At 41.4% G+C, this 21,486-nt stretch carries 19 protein-coding genes; 4 read left to right on the top strand and 15 right to left on the bottom strand.

Going from position 1 to position 21,486, the window contains the following annotated elements:
• Nucleotide 1: 1 nt before the first annotated feature.
• From CVS86_RS06875 to ychF, 3 genes are read left to right on the top strand one after another with little or no spacing between them, the layout of a single operon-like run.
• Nucleotides 2-607, top strand: coding sequence for a DedA family protein (locus CVS86_RS06875; RefSeq protein ID WP_021083652.1), 606 nt, complete (start codon nucleotides 2-4; stop codon nucleotides 605-607).
• Nucleotides 588-2,039, top strand: coding sequence for a leucyl aminopeptidase (locus CVS86_RS06880; RefSeq protein ID WP_107791399.1), 1,452 nt, complete (start codon nucleotides 588-590; stop codon nucleotides 2,037-2,039). The genes CVS86_RS06875 and CVS86_RS06880 overlap by 20 nt, the downstream gene beginning before the upstream one ends.
• A complete protein-coding gene (gene ychF / locus CVS86_RS06885) occupies nucleotides 2,039-3,142 on the top strand; it encodes a redox-regulated ATPase YchF (protein WP_107791400.1) in 1,104 nt (367 codons plus the stop codon). The genes CVS86_RS06880 and ychF overlap by 1 nt, the downstream gene beginning before the upstream one ends.
• 471 nt (nucleotides 3,143-3,613) lie before the next feature.
• On the opposite strand, the gene CVS86_RS09825 is transcribed toward ychF, so the two are convergent.
• On the bottom strand, nucleotides 3,614-3,787 hold the full coding sequence (locus CVS86_RS09825; RefSeq protein ID WP_159070816.1) for a hypothetical protein: 174 nt from the start codon (nucleotides 3,785-3,787) through the stop codon (nucleotides 3,614-3,616).
• Between the two features lie 226 nt (nucleotides 3,788-4,013).
• Nucleotides 4,014-5,285: an anthranilate synthase component I family protein gene (locus CVS86_RS06890; protein WP_107791401.1), complete on the bottom strand. Its 1,272-nt coding sequence runs from the start codon at nucleotides 5,283-5,285 to the stop codon at nucleotides 4,014-4,016.
• A gap of 144 nt (nucleotides 5,286-5,429) precedes the next feature.
• Between CVS86_RS06890 and CVS86_RS06895 the strand changes: the two genes are divergently transcribed.
• Nucleotides 5,430-6,170, top strand: coding sequence for a sulfite exporter TauE/SafE family protein (locus CVS86_RS06895; RefSeq protein ID WP_103650818.1), 741 nt, complete (start codon nucleotides 5,430-5,432; stop codon nucleotides 6,168-6,170).
• Between the two features lie 30 nt (nucleotides 6,171-6,200).
• Here CVS86_RS06895 and CVS86_RS06900 read toward each other — a convergent pair whose 3' ends face one another.
• The 13 genes from CVS86_RS06900 to lysA all read right to left on the bottom strand — a co-directional run bounded on the left by CVS86_RS06900 (nucleotide 6,201) and on the right by lysA (nucleotide 21,469).
• Nucleotides 6,201-7,661: a class I SAM-dependent methyltransferase gene (locus CVS86_RS06900; protein ID WP_107791402.1), complete on the bottom strand. Its 1,461-nt coding sequence runs from the start codon at nucleotides 7,659-7,661 to the stop codon at nucleotides 6,201-6,203.
• Nucleotides 7,661-8,740, bottom strand: coding sequence for a phosphoserine transaminase (gene serC, locus CVS86_RS06905; RefSeq protein ID WP_107791403.1), 1,080 nt, complete (start codon nucleotides 8,738-8,740; stop codon nucleotides 7,661-7,663). Before serC ends, CVS86_RS06900 begins: the two co-directional genes overlap by 1 nt.
• A gap of 2 nt (nucleotides 8,741-8,742) precedes the next feature.
• Complete coding sequence (gene xseA, locus CVS86_RS06910; protein ID WP_107791404.1) at nucleotides 8,743-9,909, bottom strand: exodeoxyribonuclease VII large subunit; 1,167 nt, start codon at nucleotides 9,907-9,909, stop codon at nucleotides 8,743-8,745.
• On the bottom strand, nucleotides 9,902-10,624 hold the full coding sequence (gene ubiE / locus CVS86_RS06915) for a bifunctional demethylmenaquinone methyltransferase/2-methoxy-6-polyprenyl-1,4-benzoquinol methylase UbiE (RefSeq protein WP_107791405.1): 723 nt from the start codon (nucleotides 10,622-10,624) through the stop codon (nucleotides 9,902-9,904). The genes xseA and ubiE overlap by 8 nt, the downstream gene beginning before the upstream one ends.
• A gap of 13 nt (nucleotides 10,625-10,637) precedes the next feature.
• Nucleotides 10,638-12,044, bottom strand: coding sequence for a CHAD domain-containing protein (locus CVS86_RS06920; RefSeq protein ID WP_234399249.1), 1,407 nt, complete (start codon nucleotides 12,042-12,044; stop codon nucleotides 10,638-10,640).
• 138 nt (nucleotides 12,045-12,182) lie between these two features.
• Nucleotides 12,183-12,593 (bottom strand): Fur family transcriptional regulator, encoded by a 411-nt coding sequence (locus CVS86_RS06925; protein WP_009294652.1) that lies wholly within the window; start codon nucleotides 12,591-12,593, stop codon nucleotides 12,183-12,185.
• Between the two features lie 71 nt (nucleotides 12,594-12,664).
• Nucleotides 12,665-14,491, bottom strand: coding sequence for a 1-deoxy-D-xylulose-5-phosphate synthase (gene dxs / locus CVS86_RS06930; protein WP_107791406.1), 1,827 nt, complete (start codon nucleotides 14,489-14,491; stop codon nucleotides 12,665-12,667).
• Nucleotides 14,484-15,356: a flagellar assembly protein FliH gene (gene fliH / locus CVS86_RS06935; protein ID WP_107791407.1), complete on the bottom strand. Its 873-nt coding sequence runs from the start codon at nucleotides 15,354-15,356 to the stop codon at nucleotides 14,484-14,486. Before fliH ends, dxs begins: the two co-directional genes overlap by 8 nt.
• Entirely contained in the window at nucleotides 15,353-16,384 is a 1,032-nt protein-coding gene (gene fliG, locus CVS86_RS06940) for a flagellar motor switch protein FliG (protein ID WP_012001435.1), read from the bottom strand. The genes fliH and fliG overlap by 4 nt, the downstream gene beginning before the upstream one ends.
• Nucleotides 16,384-18,081 carry a flagellar basal-body MS-ring/collar protein FliF gene (fliF, locus tag CVS86_RS06945; protein ID WP_103597392.1) on the bottom strand — a complete coding sequence of 566 codons (1,698 nt, stop codon included), beginning with the start codon at nucleotides 18,079-18,081 and terminating at the stop codon, nucleotides 16,384-16,386. The genes fliG and fliF overlap by 1 nt, the downstream gene beginning before the upstream one ends.
• Before the next feature lie 4 nt (nucleotides 18,082-18,085).
• Nucleotides 18,086-19,183: a histidinol-phosphate transaminase gene (hisC, locus tag CVS86_RS06950; RefSeq protein ID WP_107791408.1), complete on the bottom strand. Its 1,098-nt coding sequence runs from the start codon at nucleotides 19,181-19,183 to the stop codon at nucleotides 18,086-18,088.
• Nucleotides 19,183-20,262 carry a prephenate dehydratase gene (pheA, locus tag CVS86_RS06955; protein WP_103620195.1) on the bottom strand — a complete coding sequence of 360 codons (1,080 nt, stop codon included), beginning with the start codon at nucleotides 20,260-20,262 and terminating at the stop codon, nucleotides 19,183-19,185. Before pheA ends, hisC begins: the two co-directional genes overlap by 1 nt.
• The gene (gene lysA / locus CVS86_RS06960) at nucleotides 20,246-21,469 is read right to left on the bottom strand and encodes a diaminopimelate decarboxylase (protein ID WP_107791409.1); all 1,224 of its coding nucleotides are present in this window, start codon (nucleotides 21,467-21,469) and stop codon (nucleotides 20,246-20,248) included. Before lysA ends, pheA begins: the two co-directional genes overlap by 17 nt.
• Between the last annotated feature and the right edge of the window lie 17 nt (nucleotides 21,470-21,486).

The raw sequence follows: 21,486 nt of genomic DNA on the forward strand, positions 1-21,486 counted from the left end.
AATGGAAGAGTTTTTTATAGAACTGCTTAAAGAGTACGGCTACATCATACTTTTTGTCTGGTGTATCATGGAGGGCGAGATGGCCTTAATAATGGCTGGAATTCTCGCTCACACCACGCACATGCACATCGCGCTTGCTATCTTTGTGGCTGGACTTGGAGGCTTTGTGGGAGATCAAATTTACTTCTACCTTGGCCGCTACAATAAAAAATACATCGCAAAAAGGCTTCACACGCAGCGGAGAAAATTTGCAGTGGCGCACATAATGCTGAAAAAATACGGCTGGCCGATCATCTTTTTGCAACGCTATATGTATGGCTTTCGTGTCATCATACCGCTTTGCATAGGACTTACCGGATATGACGCTAAAAAATATGCCTTTATAAATTTGATCAGCGCTTGGTGCTGGGCGGCGATCACCACCATACCTGCTTGGATACTTGGCGAGCATATACTTGTGCTACTTCAAAAAGCAAAAGAGCACTGGTATGTCGCTATCCCAGTGGTTGCCATATTTATGGGGCTTTTGATATATACATTTAAGCGCATCGAAAATAAAATTTTAAACGAAAGGAGAGACAGAAGACATGCAGTTTCAAATAGTTGATAAGAAATTAAAAGATATAAAAGCTGATATTGAACTAATTTTCGTAGTAGATAAGGAGTTAAAACATAAATTTATAGGCGATAAAGAGGCTATTAAATTTAATAATTACAAAGGCGATAGCGTCCTCATCCTAAGTGAGGCAAAAAGGGCTTACGTGCCACTTTCTAAGCTTGATCTTGATGAGCTTAGGGTTGCAGCCGCTAAAGCTTATAACGCGCTAAAATCGCTAAATATTAAGAGCATAAAACTAGCTTCTTACGTAGTGGAGTGCCAAAAACTAAGCTTTGAAGCGCTAGCTGAGGGCTTTTTGCTTGGAAGCTATGAATTTAACAAATATAAAGAGAAAAAAGAGAGATACACCCTAAAAGAGATCATCTTTTCTACTGAAGAATTTTCTGGTAAAAAGGTCGATCTAAAGGCAGCAAACGAGGGCTTTAAAGAGGCGGAGATAATAGCAAGCGCTACAAATTTCACAAAAGATATCGTAAATGAAATCCCAGAAATTTACACACCGCAAAAGATGGCGCAGGACGCTTTAAATTTAGCCAAAAACATCGCGAGCATAAAGTGCGAGGTCTATGACGAGAAATTTCTAGCAAAAGAGAATATGAACGCATTTTTGGCTGTGAACCGCGCAAGCGTGCATAAACCAAGGCTCATCCACCTAACCTATAAGCCTAAAAAGTCTAAAAAACGCATCATCTTTGTTGGCAAAGGGCTAACATACGATAGCGGCGGACTTAGCTTGAAGCCGGCTGATTATATGCTAACAATGAAATCAGACAAAAGCGGTGCAGCAGCAGCTCTTGGCATCATAAAAGGTGCTGCGGAGCTAAATTTACCATTTGAAATTCACGCCATTTTGGGCGCAACTGAAAATATGATCGGCGGAAATGCCTATAAGCCTGATGACGTACTTATCTCAAGAAGTGGCGTTAGCATAGAGGTTAGAAACACCGATGCAGAGGGACGCTTGGTCTTGGCTGACTGCCTAAGCTACGCGCAGGATTTTAAGCCAGACATCCTAATCGACATGGCAACCCTAACTGGCGCTTGCGTCGTGGGACTTGGCGAATACACAACAGGCATCATGGGCAACAGCGAGAGCCTAAAAAGCGAGTTTAAAAACAAGATAAAAGATAGCGGCGAGCTAGCGACTACGCTTGATTTTAACCCTTATCTTAGCGAGCTTATCAAAAGCCAGATCGCAGACGTTAGCAACTGCGCCTCAAGCAGATATGGCGGCGCGATCACGGCTGGCATGTTTCTAGCTAAATTTATCAAAGATGAGTACAAAGATAAGTGGCTACACCTTGATATCGCAGGCCCAGCATACCGCGAAAAGGCTTGGGGATACAACCAAGCAGGTGCGAGCGGGGCTGGCGTTAGGATGAATTTATACTTTTTACAAGCACTTAGCAAGGAGAATTGATGGGACTTTCAGTTGGAATAGTAGGCCTACCAAATGTGGGTAAATCAACGACATTTAACGCACTTACAAAGGCGCAAAATGCCGAGAGTGCGAACTATCCGTTTTGCACTATCGAGCCAAACAAAGCCATCGTGCCAGTGCCTGATAAACGCCTAAATGAGCTTGCAAAGATAGTTAGTCCAAATAAAATTCAATATTCAACCATCGAATTCGTAGATATCGCGGGCCTTGTAAAAGGGGCAAGCTCTGGCGAAGGACTTGGCAATAAATTTTTATCAAACATCAGAGAGACCGAGCTTATTTTGCACATAGTTCGCTGCTTTGAGGATGAGAACATCACTCACGTCGAGGGAAGTGTTGATCCAGTAAGAGACATCGAGATCATCCAAACCGAGCTGATACTAGCTGACATCGAGCAGCTAAATAAAAAGATAGAAAAGCTCACAAGAGAGGCAAAAGCAAACGCAAAAGGCGCAAAAGAGACGCTTGAGGTAGCAAATTTACTTCTAGCTCATCTAAATGAGGGTAAAAGTGCAAGTAGCTTTGAGCAAAGAGATAGCGAGGCGTTTTTGACATTAAACAAAGAGCTAAGACTTCTAAGTGCTAAAGAGGTAGTTTATGGCGCAAATGTCGATGAAGAGGGGCTTAGCGAAGATAATAAATTTGTAAAAGCGCTAAAAGAGTATGCTAAAGCTTCAGACCACGAGGTGATCAAGCTTTGTGCTAAGGTCGAAGAGGAGCTAATAGGCCTAAGCGACGAAGAGGCTCACGAGTTTTTGGCATCTCTTGGCACGAACGAGAGCGGCCTTGAAAAGATCATCAAAACGTCTTTTGCAAAGCTAAATTTGATAAGTTATTTCACCGCTGGCGTCGTAGAAGTAAGGGCTTGGACGATCACAAATGGCTGGAAAGCGCCAAAAGCAGCAAGCGTCATCCACAACGACTTTGAGAGGGGCTTTATCAGAGCTGAAGTGATAAGCTACGAGGACTACATCGCACATGGCGGCGAAAATGGAGCCAAAGAGGCTGGCAAGATGAGACTTGAGGGCAAAGACTACGTCGTGCAAGATGGTGACGTGATGCACTTTAGGTTTAATGTCTAAATTTAGCCCTTTTTGGGCTAAATAGCTAAAATTTATACATAAAATATTCAAGCTTTGGGTTGCAAGGCAAATTTAAACTTCTTTGTTGCAAGTTAATAAAATTCTTTTAAAAAATATATCAAGTCATAATCTTATGAGCCAATTAAGTCTTAATAGAAATACTAAATCTAGAGAAATTTTGGTAGATAAAATAATGCGCTCACTATCTCTTACAAGCTTTCACGTCTATGATAAATTTTAAATACTATGAGTTTATGGATCAAAAACTGTGATACTGTTTTAAGCTTATATAATGAACACGTGAAAATACCACCAAAGTTTAGGCAAATAGACCAATCCTAATAAACAACATTGACCAAGTATAAAAATTTACCTATATGCTTAGCGTATTTATTTTATAAGCCTGATCGCCTCAGTAAATTTTAGCTCTTTATTTTCAAAGAGATTATACTTGGTTGCATTTCTCGCCAATTATGACAATGTTTGAGCCAAGCTCGAAATTCCCAGACACTCGCCCTTTTTGATGTGTAAATTTTCATACTCATAAATTTGCGTAAAAATTGCCATCGCATTTATTTGGATGCACTCATCAAAGCTAAATTTCATCTTGCAAGCGTTTAGCGCACCCACGAAAAATAGAGTCATTGCAGCTAGGCTAAATTTATCTTCGAATTAGTTATTCTTTTTAAAGCCAAATAATACAAATTTGCTTTTGCAGGTTGATTTGCCACCTTGCAAATTTAATTATTTATCTTTTTGCAAATTCTTTTTATTATCCTTATGCGCCATAAAGCATGCACATATAAAAACAAAGATCGTTATAGCTAGGATCAAATTTTGCCCTGGCATGAAAGCCCCCTACTTTGTAAATTCAAACCTCTTTTGCGCTGTTTTTAAAGACATTTACCACACTGGCTCGTTTGTGGCAAATTTCAGCATACTCTTTTTCGTTTTTTGAGTCATAGACTATGCCAGCTCCAGCTCCGACAAAGACGTCGCTAAAGCCGTTTTTAGCTGGCACAAAGATAGCTGAGCGGATGAGGATCGCCACCTGAGCGTCGCCATTAAAATGCAAAAATCCAATGCCCCCGCCATAGATATTTCGCTCAAAAATTTCAAGCTCGTTTATGATCTGCATCGCTCTGATCTTTGGCGCACCGCTTAGCGTGCCAGCTGGGAAGATGCTAGCTAGCACGTCAAAAAGATTAAGCTCCCTAGCGCACTTGCCATAGACGTCGCTAACAATGTGCATCACTTTTTCAAATTTCTGGATATGCATCGCATTTTTCACGACCACGCTCTTTGGCTCTGAGACCCTGCCGATGTCATTTCTGGCAAGATCGATTAGCATCTTATGTTCAGCCAGCTCCTTTTCATCGCTTAAAAGCTCATTTTCAAGCGCCACATCAGCGTTTGCATCGCCGCCTCTTGGTCTTGTGCCTGCGATCGGTGCTACAAAAATTTGCTCACTTTTCATCTCAAAAACAAGCTCAGGCGACGAGCCGACCACATCGCCATAAGGCGTAGGAAAATGAAACATATATGGGCTAGGATTTGCGTTAGCTAGCTTTTTGTAAAAATCCAAGCTGCTCATATTCGTTGAAATTTCAAGTAGCTCCCCAAGCACCACCTGAAAGACGTCGCCGCTTCTTATGTATTCTTTTGCAACTTCAACCATATCTTCAAAGTGTTTCTTTTCGCTACTAAGATCAGTTTTTATGCTAAATTCACACTCTTTTTCGCCCTTATGCTCTGCCTTTAAATTTAGCAAAAAGTCGTAATACCTCTCTTTATCCCCATAAAAAGTATAAATTTTACTCATCTTATCAAAGTGCAGATATGCTTTAGCGTCAGCGTAGATAAATTTTGGAAACTCATACTTTTTAGCTTTCTCTTCGCCGATATACTCAAAGTATCTCACACCATCATAAGCAAAAACGCCAAAAAGTCCGGCAAAAGGAGCTAGCGATCTGTTACGATTAGTATCAAAGTAGCTTCTAAGTCCGTAAAAGTCCATATCTTTTTCGTCGATATATTCGCAGTCTATGCCGATTATCGTTTGTGTCTTGTCTTCAGCAAGGTAGCTATTTTTAAATTTCTCTCTGATCGCTTCATAATAAAAAAGTGGTTGTTCTAAGAGCATATTTTTCCTTTTAATTTTTTATTGATTATAAAAAATTTTCGCTTTTACTTTTTAGAATTTTGGCTAAATTTTTAAATTTACGCCTTTTTTACTATTTTTTTAAGAGCCCCTTGGCTAAAATTTGCACCAGTCGAGGGAGAAAAAATGCTTTTTGTAGAACTATTTATAATCGGTATCGGCGTTGGTTACATCGCTGGGTTTTTTGGCATCGGTGGCGGCACGGTCGTCGTTCCTATCATGGTCGCCTTTGGATACGACGTCAAAACTGCCATTGGCATAAGCGTCATGCAGATGATCTTTAGCGCGACATTTGGCTCGTATCTAAACTACAAGGCTGGGCTTTTAAAGCTAAATCGAGGCGTCTTTTTGGGGCTTGGAGGCTTGGTTGGAGCCAGCTTTAGTGGCATCATCGTGTCGCACGCGCCTGCACTTTTACTTGAGTCTATGCTACTTGCGACATTTGTCTTTTCGCTTATAAAACTATACTTTTCACCAAACAGCGACGGCTCAAATGCGAATAATTCGCTCTTTTTGCTATTTTTAGTTGGCGTTTTTGTTGGCGTTTTTGCCATTAGCATCGGCATCGGTGGAGGCGTCTTTATCGCTCCTATCTTGGTTGGCTTTTTACGTTACGAGCTTAAAAAAGCCGTTTCTATGGGCGTATTTTTCGTTATGTTTGCAGCCATCGCTGGCTTCACCTCACTCTCACTAAATGGTCACATCTCATACGCTGAGGGCACATTTTTAGGTCTTGGCTCGCTAATAGGCGCATACTTTGGCACCAAAAAGACGCAACATACCGACAAAAAAACACTTAAAAAATGGTTTTTGGTCTTTTATATAGCGATGATATGTTTGATATTAAAAGATATGTTTTTTGAGTAAGAGCATGGCTAAATTTGCCACGCTCTTTTTTTAAATTTCTTCAAAAAAGTAGGCTTCGCTTAGTTTAAAAGCAAGCTCTTTTAGCTCGTCTTCGCTTAAATTTGCGCCCTTTGCGATCTCTTTAAAGCTAGCCTTGCCGTCAAATTTCAAGGCGGCTTTGATCTCTTCAACGCTTAAGTTTAGCTTGCCATTTAGCTCATTTGCTAAAGATATAACTGGCGAGCTAGCCCCCAGAAAATACCCAAGATAGGCCGCTATCCTAGGCTTTAGCCTAGTTTTTTTAGGCTCATAAGCAAGTGCTGCAAGCTTTGATGATGAAATTTTGGTGTTTTGATCATTTAAAATTTCAAGTAGTCCCATAAATGCTTCGCTCTCGCTCTCTCCAAGTGCAGCCTTTACTTCACTTAAATTTAGGCTTTGCGGATAGGCTTTGCTTAAAATTTCTTGCGTTTTTGTCCTTGGCTGCTCGCTAAAATAGGCAAAATAAACCCTATCAAGCTCGCTTTCTCCAAGCACCGCGTCAAAGTCTTCAGCGCCTTCAAGCCTTTCTTTGTGCGCGATGAGGCTCTTTCTAAAGGATCTATTAAACAAAAAGTCATTTAGCTGCTCTTTCTTGATGCGGGTGTTGTAGCTTTGCTCGATGTGCGCGTCAAAGCGATATATCCCAGTCGAGCTTGCAAAGATATCATTTAGCGAGGCGTCTATGACGTAGCAAAGTCCGTGTTTATCGATGTGCTTGGCAAATTTATGAAAGTATGTTGGTTCGTTACTAGCCTCCAAAAAGTCGTGCAAAATGTAATAATCACTCCCCTTTGCGATGATGCCTTGTAAGAAATTTAGCTGCGTCAAAAGTAGCTTCATGCTGTCTTTATAGACGACGTCGCTTTGGTTTTGCAGGCTAAATTTCAAATAATCCTGCAAAAAATTTAGCTCCTCTTTGACGTGAGGTAGCGACTCTTTATCGCCCCTGTTTGCGCTTGCAAAGAGCATGAAGTCCCTTAAGATATCAAGGCTCTTCCAACCTGGGTAGGTGTTATAAGAGACGTAGGCGATGCCATCTTTGCTAAGTAGCGCCTTGATCGTTGCAAGTAGCGCATCTCTTACGTTTGGGCTCACCCAGCTATAAACGCCGTGAGCGATGATGTAGTCAAACTCGCCAAGCTCTTTTATATCATGCTCATTCATGTGCAAAAAGTCACGCTCAAGAAGGGTGAAATTTTCTAATTTCATCTTCTTTGCGATCTTGTTGCCCTCTTCTACTTGGTGGCTTGAGATGTCGATGCCAACGACCTTTGCCTCTTTGTGCGAAGCTGCAAATGGCAAGATATTACCGCCGTATGATGAGCCAAGTTCCAGCACTCTGGCATCTTTTAAATTTGCCACCTTTAGCCCTAGAAATTTAGCCACTGCCTCTATCCTAACGGGCGAGCAGTCGCTAAATGCAGCTGAGAAATAAGGAATTTCATCGTAAGCTTTTTTTGCCTTGTTCATCAGCCGTGCTTTCTGGCAAATTCTCTCATGAACTCGCCAAGTTTCTCAACGTCGCTTTGGCTAACGGCGTTGTAGATAGAGGCTCTTATGCCGCCAAGATGTCTGTGACCTTTTAGCCCTAGCATGCCCTCTTTTAGCGCTTCTTCGACGAAAACCGGCTCAAGCGCATGATCTTTTGGTATCGTAAAGCTCACGTTCATATCTGACCTACTTGATTTTTTAGCGTGCCCCACGTAAAAGCCATTTGAGCTGTCTATGATGCTATAAAGCGTGCTTGCTTTTTTGGCATTTATCTTCTCAACCTCGGCAAGTCCGCCAAGATCTAGCAGGTGCTGCATGGTTAAATTTAAAAGATAAATTCCAAAAGTTGGCGGTGTGTTATAGAGCGAGTTTGCCTCTACGTGCGTTTTGTAGCGCAAAAACATAGGGACGTTTTGGCTGCTCACGCGATCAACTAGGTCTTTTCTTAAAATGACGATAGTCACGCCGCTTGGGCCTGCATTTTTCTGAGCGCCGCCGTAAAGCAAGCCGATACTGCTAAAATCAAGCGGTCTAGCGAAAAAATCGCTCGAAGCATCTACAACAAGGGGCGATTTGGTCTTTGGCATAGCCTTATACTGCGTGCCATAAATCGTGTTGTTTGAGCAGATGTAGGCGTAGTCGGCGTCATCGCTAAATTTAAACTCAGGGATGTAAGAGAAATTTTCATCCTCGCTGCTTGCGACGACATCTACATTTACGCCAAGCACTTTTGCCTCTTTGATCGCTTTGTTTGTCCAAACGCCGGTGTTTGCGTACTCCGCCCTGCCACCTTGATATAAATTCATCGGTATCATGCTAAATTGCAAGTGTGCGCCGCCTTGCAAAAATAAAATTTCATACTCATCGCCGATGCCGTAAAGCTTTCTTATCTTCTCCATCGCGCCAAAGTGGATCTCCTCAAAAGTCTTGCTTCTGTGGCTGATCTCCATGATCGAGTAGCCCTCGCCTCTGTAGTCGGTAAATTCGGCCTTTGCGTGCTCTAAAACCTCTAATGGTATCGCACTTGGGCCTGCGCTAAAGTTGATTTTTCTACTCATTTTTACTCCTTGATAATTGCTTTTTTATGTGTATTTTGCGAGACAAGCTCGATCTCATCATTCAAATTTAAATCCCTAAGATCAGCCCTCTTGCCATCTTTTCTAACCTCGATAAGCCCCTTAGTGCTCTCAAAAAAGAGCTCCCTCATCTCATAAGCCTTCTCTAGCGAGCTAAGGGCTGAGCCAAGAAGCAAGATCTTTCTTTGCACGGCGTTTATTAGGGTGTTTTGCTTGTTTGCCACCTCGCTAAATTTTAGCTCGATCCTAGCTTTTAGGGCGTTTGATGAAAATTTAGAAAGTAGTAAATTTAGCAGATTTTGCTTTTTTGTGATCTTTAAATTTAAAGCGCTATCAAGATCGTCGCTGAGCCTATCAAGATACTGGAAAAACGCCTCTTCATCAGGCAAAAGATCAAGCATGGCTGCACTTGGCGTAAGAGATCTGCGGTCTGCTACAAAGTCACTTATAACATAGTCGATCTCGTGTCCGATAGCGCTTATGACTGGCGTTTTGGTGGCATAAATTTCACGAGCTAAGCCCTCGTCATTAAAGCACCAAAGATCCTCTTTGCTGCCGCCTCCTCTAGCTAAAACGATCACATCAACGCCGTATTTATCGGCTCTGCGTAAGGCTTTTATAAGCGAGCTTGGAGCGCTTTCGCCCTGTGTTAGCGCGTCAAATATATAAATTTCACTTAGCCTCCAGCGGCTCTTTACCACCTTTAGCATATCCTGAAGCGCGGCTGAAGTGGCGCTTGTGACAAGGGCTATTTTTTTAGGTAAATTTGGTATCTCTTTTTTTGCACCAATGTCAAAAAGGCCCTCGTTTTCGAGCTTTTCTTTAAGCTGCCTAAACGCAAGCTCAAGCTCGCCCTCGCCATCAGGCAGCATCGCACTAGCTACTAGCTGATACGACCCACTTGGCGAATAAATGGTCACTTTGCCATAAATTTTGACCTTCAAACCCTCTTTTGGCAAAAATTTCACCTTTTGGTTATTCATGCGGTACATCACGGCTGAGATGCTTGACTTTTCGTCCTTTAGCGTGAAGTACCAGTGCCCAGAGGCGTGCTTTGTTAGGCGCGAAATTTCGCCACTTACCTCGACATAGTCAAGGGTTGCCTCAAGCAGTGCCTTTGCTTTTTCGTTTAGCTCAGATACGCTAAGCATTGATTTCTTTGACCTTTTTAGCGATAAATAGCGTCGAGATGTCCATGCTAAAGCCCTTGCAAAGCTCTATCTCAAAGCCAGCCTCCACAAGCTCATCACAAAAGCTCTTTGCATCGAGGAAATTTTCTATCGAGCTTGGCAGATACTCGTATGCCTCTTTGTTTTTTGAGATAAAGCCCCCGATACTTGGCAAAATTTTACTTAGGTAAAAATCTCTTAGTGAGGTTATTAAGCCCTTTTTCTGGCGCTTTGTAAATTCAAGCACAACTACGTAGCCATCTGAAGCAAGCACTCTATTAAATTCTCTAAGCGCAGCCTTTCGCTCAACCACGTTTCTTATGCCGTAGCTTATACTTAAAATTTGAGCCTCGCCACTTGCAAGCGTTGTATTATCAGCGTAGGCTTCTATAAATTTAAAATTTGGAAATTTCACTCTTGCCTCTTTTAGCATGCCGCTTGATGGGTCGATGCCAGTTAGGCTTTTCACCTCTACGCCAAATTCTTTTGAAATTTCACTCCAAAGCCCCATCATATCGCCAGTGCCGCAAGCCACATCCACGATATTTATGCTTTTATTTTTAAAAATTTCTAGCATATACCTGCAAGCAAATTTCCTCCAGCTCACATCCACGCCAAGGCTTAAAACCCTGTTTGCGACGTCGTAAGTCGGAGCGATCTGGTTAAACATATCAACTATCTTTTCTTGTTTTTGCATAAATTTTAGACCTTTATATGTAGTAAATTTTTAAATTTCGCGAGATCTTGCGAGTTGCTTTTATAAATTTAAGCCGTTTTTTTAGTATCTCTTCTCTGGTTTTATAAATTTGTTTGTAAATTTTACTCTCTAGCTTTTCTTTACCAGCAGCCTCTGGCAAGCGCTCTAAGATGCCAAGCCAGACGTCATAGTCTTGAAGCGCACCAAAGATCTCTTGCATGTCTTTTAGCCGCTCTTCATACTTTTTAAGCCCGTCAAAATAAAAAATCTCACTCAAAAACTCATAAGTATATCTCACTTTTTTTAGCTCGATCCTGATCTTATGAAAACTCTCATTTGGGCAGTCTTGATTGAGGCTTCTTAGCCTCTTTTGAGCCAAAACTAGAAGCGTTCTTAGTTTAAACGAGCCAAGGCGCGAAAGACTTACGTCAAAGAGCTTTGATCTATAAAACTCGCCCTCGTTTAAAAATATCTCCCACTCTTTTAAAAATGCGTAGTTTTCCTCATCGCCTAGATAGCTCTTTACATTTTCATACTCTAAATTTAGAGCCTTTTGCACAAAGTAAATTAGCTCATTTGCGTGCTTTTGCTCGCTTAAAAAGCCTAGAAATATGTCTAAGTCTCGCTTTTTGTTGGTTGAATTTGCCAAAATTTTAAAATTCTCACCAAAAAAGAGCGTCACTTTCTCATCAAAAACTCCGTTAAAAATTTTAAGTAGCGACCTAACTTTTCTTAAATTTACTCGCAGGTTGTGCAAAATTTCTTCGTCATGATCTTGCAGATAGTCACTCTTTAGCCTCTTTATCTCTTTAAATATGCTTAAAAACAAAACCCTAAGAGCCTCGCCGCTTTTTAAATTTGCAGCAAAATTTGGCGAAATTTCTTTGTTTTTAAAGACATTGTAGGCTCTTTTGTAGTCGATTTGTTCATTTTCGTTTGCGTGAATGGCAAGAAATTTATTTTTATATCTTTTATCGCAGGTGACATCGGCCTTACAAAACTGCTCCAAAAATGATGGCAACTTAAAATAGACAGCCTCATTTTCATCAGCAAATTCAATCTCAAATGTGCAAAGTCCATTTAAGTCATCTTTAAAAACGTCGATGTTGCAGGGGTTGTTATTCAGCCGAAAAATGTATCTATCTTTTGTGATGACGTGGCCGATGCGGTTTTTTAAAGCCTTTTTAAACTCCGCCTTTTCGCAAAATTCCTCATTTTCTTCTCTTATAAGATCTTTGCCAACCTTGATCGTTTTTATAAATTTATCCTCTTCGCTTCTGAAGCGGATCTCTTCATTTTGCGTGATCTTGGTGTAAAACTGAGAAATTTCAAGGTGCTTAAAAACTAGCCCAGCCTCTTTTAGAAAATCTAGAATTTGAGAATTTTTGAGTAAAAATTTACGCTCTATCTCCAAACCCACATTTTTCTCCGAAATTTTTTGCTTATTTTAGCGAGTTAGTGCTTAAAATAATGAGAAAAAGCTAATTTTAGGCTTGTTTGAAGTGTTTTATGAAGAAAAATAAAAATTTATGTTGCGTAATGCAACATAAATTTTGCCTTATCGGCAGTGCTTACAGCTTTTTACGCTAGCAACGATATTTAGGCGCTCGATGATGTTACCGATCTTTTTTTCAAGCGCTTCTTGGTATTTGCCAAGCTCTGAGTCATCATAGCTCATATCCTCGACGCTACCGCAGTTTTCGCAAACCACGTGGATGTGCGGATGCTCGTAGATGTCGTATCTCGCCTTTTGATTGACGATATTTACTTCAACCACTAGACCCTCGTCTTTTAGAGTGTTTAGGTTTTTATAAACAGTTGCGAGCGAAACTGATGGATTTTCTTTCAAAATTTCATCATAAAGCTCATCGATCGTTGGATGTGTGTGACGATCAAGAATTCTCAAAACGCTAAGACGCTGCGGCGTTACTTTAAGCCCAGACTGTTTTAGCAACGATACATATTGCATAATTTTCCCCTATACAAATTTTTGCTTTATGCTAGCAAAAGTAATATTAAACGTTTCTTTATTAAATGATATTAATTATTCTCTAGTAATTTTTGGGTAATTTGCTCAGCGCTTATGCCAAGGCTCTTTTCAACCTCTGCTGTCGAGCCATGCTGGATAAATTTATCATCATACTCAAAGCTAACAACGCTTACATTTGATATGCCATTTTCTTGTAAAAAGGCACTTACGATCTCGCCAACACCGCCTTTTTTAGCGCTATCGCTAAAGATATACCACTTTTTAGTGCGTTTTGCTAGCTCACATAAAAGCTCTCTATCAAGTGGCTTTACAAAGACTAGATCAACTAAGATCACCTCAAGCTTGCCAACTAGTAAATTTCTAACTAAATTTGCCTTGCCAACGCCGTTGCCATAGCCTAAAAATGCGGTCTCACTCTTTGCGTCAGCCAAAATTTCACCCTTGGCAAATTCAAGCGGTTTAGCTTTAAACTCATCTCTTAAGATAAACGCCCCACGCGGATATCTAAACGCGCTAACACCCTTGTAAGAGTAGGCAAATTCCATAACATTTTTCATGCTCTCTTCGCACCTTGGAGCAAAAAGAACCATGTTTGGCACAGCGTTTAAAAAGCTAATATCAAAAGCGCCCTGATGCGTTTCGCCGTCTTCGCCCACGATGCCTGCTCTATCCATCGCAAATGTGATGTTTAAATTTAAGATAGAAGCGTCGTGGATGACCTGATCGTATGCCCTTTGCATAAAAGTCGAGTATATCGCGACAAATGGCTTAAAGCCCTCTTTTGCCATGGCTGACATCGAGGTGACAGCGTGCTGCTCGGCTATCGCCACGTCCCAAAAGCGGTCTGGAAACTCATGTATAAGCGCGTCCATGCCAGTGCCTGTTGGCATCGCAGCTGTTACGCCAACGATGTCGCTGTGCTCTCTTGCCATCTTTAAAAGCTGCTCGCTAAAGATCGCCGTGGCTGACTTGTTTGACTGTCTTTTTATAAATTCGCCACTTTTTAGATCAAACGGCCCAACTCCGTGCCAATTTTCATAATAACCCTCCGCAAATTCATACCCTTTGCCCTTTAGCGTCTGCACATGCACGATGACTGGTTTTTTCATATTTTTGGCTGTTTCAAATGTGCTAAGAAGTGCTGAGAGGTCGTGCCCATCGACTGGGCCTATGTACTCAAGTCCAAGCTCTTCAAAAAACATGCCAGGAGTGATGAGCCTGATGCCCTCCTCCATGCGTCTAGCCATATAGGCTGCAGAGTCTGGCATGTAGCTTAAAAAGCGCTCAACCCTGCCTTTAAATTTTTGATAAAACTGCCCAGCCATCATCTGGCTTAGATACTTGCTAAGCGCGCCTATTGGCTTGCTTATGCTCATTTCGTTGTCGTTTAGGATGATGACACAAGGATATTTTCTATCCCCCAGCTCATTTAGCGCCTCATACGCCATGCCGCCACTTAACGAGCCGTCACCTATGACAGCTACTGGCAAGCGCTCTTCATTTTTTAGTTTGATCGCCTTTGCAGCGCCAACTGCAAGCGATATGGACGTCGAGCTATGGCCCGCTACAAAGTAGTCAAATTTACTCTCGCTTGGTTTTGTGTAGCCGCTGATACCGTTAAATTTTCTAAGCGTATCAAATTTGTCCCAGCGCCCAGTTAGTAGCTTGTGCGCGTAGCTTTGGTGGCTCACGTCAAAAATAAATGGATCTTTTGTAACGTCAAAAATTTTATGCATCGCAACGATGATCTCGACTGCGCCGATGTTTGAGCTAAGATGGCCGCCATTTTTGCTAACGGTGGATAAAATTTTATCTCTGATGTCGTGGCAAAGCGCGTTTAGCTCATCGACATTTAGGCTTTTAACATCTTTATTCATTATTTACCAGCATTTTTAGCTTCTCAAGCCTTGTTTGCATCGTCGCATCGATGTTTCCACCCTCGCTTATTATCACCACACCACCTTTGCTTATGGCGTCATCAGCGCTTACTTTTACGCGTTCGTTTTTACTAAATTGCTCTTTTAGATAGTCGCTATCTTCTGGATTTACGCGAATTTCTATATTTTTTACGTCACTTAGCTCTTTTATAAGCGAATTTGCTAGGTGATGAGCGATCTGACTAGATGCGCTTGATACCTCTTTTTCTATCACCTCTTTTGCGATCTTTATCGCAGTTTGCCCAAGCTCTTCCTCACTCTTTTTCAAAAACTCATCAAATTTAATGCACTGCTCATCTAGCTTTGCAGCTGAAGCGCTAAATTTAGCCTCAAGCTCCTTTATCTTTGCCTCGTTTGCAGCGTTTGTTTGAGCTATGCCTTCGTTTTTGCCATCCTCTTTTGCACGGGCGATCTCAGCTTCAAGACGCTTTGCAAATTCACTCTCTTGATTTTCTATCTGCATTTGAAGTTTGATGATGTTGCTGCTTAGCTCATCTGTCTTTTTAAGTAGCTCCTCGACAAAACTCGAGTCAAATCCAGGCTGGTGAGCTTGACTATTTTGAGGTTGAGGCGCAAAGTGATTTTGCATATTTGGTTGCATTTGGTGAACTGGCTGGCTTTGCGGCGTGAAATTTTCACCACCTTGCTCTAAATTTTGCTCATTTAGCTCTTCACTAAGATTATTTTCTTCTATCAAAACAGGTGCGCTATCTTGGGCTCTTTCATTGCTCCCAAGCACCTTAAATCTATAATTTTCTATAAAGTGAGCCGGCGAGGTCTCACTTGTTATTACGCTACTTTTCATTCTATCATCTCATCTGCTTCGCCAACTTGGAAGACGCCCTGATCAGCTAGGCCTTGAACAACCTCAACGATGCGTCTTTGCGCCTCTTCAACATCTTTTACACGCACAGCGCCAAGGTATTGCATCTCCTCTTTAAAGGCTTCGGCTGCACGCTGAGACATATTTGATAAAAATTTATCTTTAATGCCATCGCTTGAACCCTTAAATGCAACCATAAGGTCTTTTTTATCGACATTTTTAAGAATTTCTCTAATCGCAGTTGCGTTAAGATTGATAATATCTTCAAATGTAAACATAAGCTCTTTGATCGTTGTGGCAAGCTTATCGTCGCTTTGCTCGATGCGCTCGATCGTGCTTTTGCTAGCTTTTTGGCCAAGTCTGTTAAGCACTTCTGCCACAGCTCTTGGGCCACCAACCTCGACCTTGTAAGATGTGAGGCTTTCAAGCTTGCCCTCAAGCACGGTTGAAACACGTTTGATGACTGATGGGCTGATCTCGCCAAGATTTGCCATCCTGATCACTACCTCGCTTCTTAGCTCATCTGAAAAGAAGCTTAGCGTCTCGGCAGCACTTGTTGAGTCCATGTGGGCAAGGATTAGCGCGATAGTTTGAGGGTGCTCTTTTACGATGAAGTCTGCAAGTTGCTGTGGCTTTATCTTATCAAGATAGCCAAAGCTCTTTGAGTTTTCCATGCTTTTAGCAAGCTTGTCTAAAATTTTCTGCGCAGCCTCTGGACCAAATGTGCGGTATAAAATTTCTTTTGCATACTCTAAGCCGCCACTTCTCATATATTGATTTGACTGCATGAGAGCGTAAAATTCTTCTAAAATGGCGCCTGCAACTTGTTTGTCTATATTTTTTGCAGTTGCTATGTAGCCTGAAATTTCAGTGATGACATCAACATCCATGTGAGAAAATATAAGAGCCGTCGCCTCTTCGCCAAGCTGTATTAGTAAAATAGCGATCTTTTCTGGCATCGAAAGATCGTCATATATCATCTTTTGCTTATCGGTTAGTTTTATAGACATCAAATTTCCTTACGCATGTTAAAGTCACTATCGTTTTTAACCATATCTTGGAGTAAATTTGAAATTTCCTCACTTCGCTCGGTGACTACTATCTTCATCTTTTCAAGAAGCACGTCGTATTTTAGCTCGTCCTCGTTAAATTCACCGCTAAGACCAAGCTGCTCCTCGACCTTCTTGCGAGCAGCTTTAAATTTCTCGAGCGTATCTTCAGCATCCACCTCGATATCTTCAAGATCGTCCTGGGCTTGCTCCTCTTCTTCTTTAGTCTCTTCAAGCATCTTTTGCATAAATGGCACGATAACTTTTTTGTAGAAGATGTAAAGTAGCAGTGCTGCAAAGATGTATTTAAGTAGCGGCAAGAAAGGCATCACGTAGTTATTCATAAAGCCATCCATCTTCTCGCCAGTGCTGACATCTTTGCCAGTTTTAAACTCGAAGTTATCTAAGCTTACCTCATCGCCTCTATTTTGATTGTAGCCGATTGATTGTTTGATTAAATTTGTGATTGACTCTCTTTGCTCTTTAGTAAGCGGGGCAAATTCAAGCTCGCCAGTTGGTTTGCCGTCTTTATCCTTTTTACTTTGATAAAGTCCGTCTATAACGACAGCTGCGCTTACTCTGTTTATGCTGGCAAACTGCCCTTTGACATTTGTCACTTTCTTTGAAATTTCGTAGTTTGTCTGCTGCGAACTTTTGTTGTACTGCTCTTTTAAAGTGCTGTCATCTAGCCCTTGAACAGGGCCTATGTTGCTAACTGCACCTGGTACGCCGCCTACTTCATTTGGAGCCGAGCCTTGGCGCTTTTCTTCGATGTTGCTCTCGCTTCTTACGACGTTATTTGGGTCATAAACCTCGCTTTTTGTATCTTTTTTATCAAAGTCAAAGTCGATATTTACCTTTGCTACGACCTTATCTGCCCCGCCCACGATAGGAGCTAGGACATTTACGATCTTTTGCTCATAATTATTTTCAAACTCGCGCTTATAGCGGATCTGCTGAGCTATGGCATCACTATCAAACTCTCCGTCTTCATCGCCAAGTGCGACGCCGTCTTGATTGACGATCTTTACGTTTTCGGTGCTTAAATTTGTAACAGAAGCAGCAACTAGGTTTTTAATGCCAAAAATTTGCTTCGCATTTAAACTAACCCCTGGCTTTAGCTCAACGACAATAGAAGCGGTCGGAAGTGCTTGTCTTTCAGTAAAGACGCTCTCTTTTGGTATGGCTATTCTTACGGTTGCTTTTTGGATAGATGAGAGGCTCTCGATCGTTCTAGCTAGCTCGCCCTCAAGCGCTCTTTGAAATTTAACTCTCTGCTCGGCGTCTGTTGCGCCAAATTCTTGCTTGTCAAAAATTTCAAAGCCGATCTTGCTCTCTTTTGGTATGCCAAGCGTTGCAACAGCGATACGCTCTTTATAAACATCGCTTGTTGGCACAAGGATAGTGCCTTCATTTGCTAGTTTATACTTTATGCCATCTTTATTTAGCTGATCAACTATTAAGGCTGAGTCGCTTGGGCTGATGTTTTCAAAAAGGACGCTATATCCTGCAAAGCTATCACTTTTACTTTTGTAAAGCGTTAAAAATACCAAAAAAGCCACTACTAAGACGATCGAGCTGCCCGCGACGATCTTTTGTTTTAGTGAAAGCTTTTGATAAATTTGACTTATTTGATGAAGTAATGCCTTAAAATCCATATCCCTACTTTAAAATTTGCTTTAACTCTTCAAAAACTCTATCGTTTTGCCATGCCTGACCGATGGTGATTCTCACCGCATTTAAGGCATAGCTTTTTAAATCTCGTAAAATTATACCTTTTTTTAGCATCTTTTCGCATATCTGGCTTGATTTTGGCTCGTTAAATTTAAATGTGATGAAATTTGTATAGCTTGGGATAAACTCTATGTCATTTTCCTTTGCAAATTCCTCATATCTCTTCATCTGCTCGAAGTTGTTTTGCATAGTTTTTTGCACAAATTCATCATCTCCAAGCGCCACTATCGCCGCTCTTAGGCTTGGAGTTGTGATGTTAAATGGAGCTCTTAGCTTTGAAAGAGCGCCTATGATCTCTTCATTTGCCACGCCGTATCCAACACGCATGCCACCAAGTGCGTAGGCCTTTGAGAAAGTGCCAAGATAGATGGCATTTTTAAATTTCACCACCTCGCTTGGCTTTATCTCTTTTTTGCTATCTTTAAATTTAGCAAATTCGTTGTATGCACAATCAAGCACGACAAGCGTGTTTTCACCAATGTTTTTTATAAATTTATAGACATCCTCGGCATCGATGCACTCGCCCAAAGGGTTGTTTGGCAAGCAAAGAAAAATGACTGAAATTTCATCTTTGTGCGCGTTATAAATTTCTAAAAACTCACTCAAATTATGCTCCACGCTCTTTGTGCGGTAAATTTTAGCCCCAGTTTGTTTTGCATAAATTTCATACATTGCAAATGTCACGCCAGCCATCAAAACGCCACTTTGCTTATTCGCCTTTGCGTGAAGTGCAAACTCTATGATCTGGTCGCTTCCAGAGCCGATAATTAAATTTTTGCTAGTTACGCCAAATTTCTTAGCCAGCCCATCTTTTAGCTCAAAGTAGCTATCATCTGGATAGAGATGTGCGTTTTTAGCGACCTCTTTTAGCGCCTCTTCTACGCGTTTGCTAGTGCCAAAAGGGTTTTCATTGCTCGCTAGCTTTATCACATCTTTTGCATCGATGCCAAACTCTCTAACTACAAGCTCGATCGGCTTTCCAGCCTCGTAATTTACTAGATCATCTAAAAAGTCATTAAATTTCATTACTCATCTCCGTTTAAATAGCTTCCAAGCCACGTTATCTCAGCACCGCTCTCTTTTGCGAGTTCAAAGGCGTTTTGCACCTTCTCATCGTCGATATGCCCTTCAAAGTCAAGGTAAAAAATTGACTTAAATTCGCGCTGTTTGATAGGACGTGACTCAAGTTTTGTGATATTGATATTTTCATTTTTAAAGATAGAAAGCAGATCAGCAAGGCGTCCTGGGCTGTGATCGGTCTTTGCAAGGATCGAAGTTTTCGAGTTTTCAACCTTGGCGTTTTTAAAATCGCTTAAGATCAAAAATCTCGTTCTGTTTGCCATATTATCTTCAATAGTTTCATAGACAATTGGCACGTTGTAAATTTTAGCTGCGATTTTTGAGCAAATGGCGGCTGATTCTCTATCCATAGATGCCATATATGCGGCTGCGGCAGTTGATTTGGCTGGAATAAATTCGACCTCATTTAGCAGGTGATCTTCTAAAAATTTACGGCACTGGTTGTAGCCTTGCGGATGCGAGTAAATTCGCTTTATCTCTTTTAAATTTTCATTTATACTAACAAAGCTGTGGTGGATATCTACGTAGAGCTCTGCCACTATCTTTATATCATCAAATTTACTCAAACAATCAAGCGTAGCTCCAACAGCACCTTCGGTGTTGTTTTCGATAGGCACGACGCCGTATTTCGCCTCTTTTTGAGCTAGCTTCGTAAAAACTGCCTCGATCGTAGCAAGTGGCAGATAGGCACTCATCGCGCCAAATCTACTCTGCGCTGCTTGATGCGTATAAGTACCCTCAGGTCCTAGATAGACGATCTTTTGAGGCATCTCTAAATTTCTACTAACAGCAAAAATTTCAAGATAAATAGCCTCGATCGCAGCCTTATTTAAGGCTTTTTCTTTGCTAAGGCTTGTTAAGCGGTTTATGATAGCTCGCTCACGCTCAGGGCGATATATAGGCGTCCCACTCGTTTGCTTTAGCTTGCCGATCTGCTCGACAAGCTTCATCCTCTCATTTAGTTTATTTAAAATGAGATCATCGATGCTATCGATCTCTTTTCTAAGCTCATTTAGCTCTTGCATCAGCGCTCTCCAAAAATTCTATCTCAGGTGCAACAACGTCCTCAAAGCACTCACGTCTTCTTATCAGCCTATCTTTGCCATCAAGCACGCAAACTTCAGCGGCTCTGTTTCTTGTGTTGTAGTTTGAGCTCATGCTAAATCCATAAGCTCCAGCCCCTTTAACCACGATGACGTCGCCACTTTCACACTCTGGTAGATTGATATCTTTTGCTAAAAAGTCGCCACTTTCACAAACTGGACCGACCACATCGCAAGTGCCTAAATTTTCATCCTTGCCATCGACAAAAATTTTGTGATGAGCGCCATAAAGGCTTGGTCTTATGAGATCATTCATCGCGCCATCAGTGATGACAAATCTCTTTTTGCCGTTAAATTTCTCATATAAAACGCTTGCGACAAAGTAGCCAGCATTGCCCACGATAAAGCGTCCTGGCTCGCAAACGATGGTCACATCTTGACCCTTTAGCGCGCCTAAAATTCCTTGTGCGTAGTCGTATAAATTTATCTCTTTTTCATCGTTATAGATGATGCCAAGTCCGCCGCCAACATCAAAAAATTTGATATCGATCTCAAGCGCTCTTAGCTCCCTTAAAAGCTCGCTAACGATCTTTGCAGCGTCTATTATCGGGCTTAGTGAAGTTAGCTGCGAGCCGATGTGAAAGTGTATGCCAGTTGGCTCAAGAAACTCTGAAGCTTTAGCGTGGATATACATCTTTTTAGCTGTTTCCGCATCGACGCCAAATTTGTTTTCATTTAGCCCTGTCGAGATATATGGGTGAGTTTTTGCATCAACGCCTGGATTTACCCTGATGCTAATCCTAGCCTTTAAATTTAGCTCTTTTGCGATGTTTTCAAGCCTTAAAAGTTCGGCAAAACTCTCGACATTTATCAGCAAAATTTCATTTTCTAAAGCCTCTTTTAGCTCTTCATCGCTCTTGCCAACGCCGCTAAAGATGATCTGATATCTCTTAGCACCTGCAAGAAGCGCTCTTTTGACCTCGCCGATGCTCACGCAGTCAAATCCAGCTCCAAGATCAGCCAGAAATTTTAAAACGCTTAAATTTGAGTTTGCTTTTACAGCGTAGCAAACTAGAGATTTTCTAGCGTAAAATGCGTTTTTTAGTGCCTCATAACGCTCTTTAATGTAGTTAAAATCATAAACGTAAAGTGGGGTTTTGTATTTGCTTGCAAGCTCTTTAAAATCCATAAAATAGCCTTTTTTAA

The organism is Campylobacter concisus (assembly GCF_003048605.1).
Taxonomy (GTDB): domain Bacteria; phylum Campylobacterota; class Campylobacteria; order Campylobacterales; family Campylobacteraceae; genus Campylobacter_A; species Campylobacter_A concisus_BM.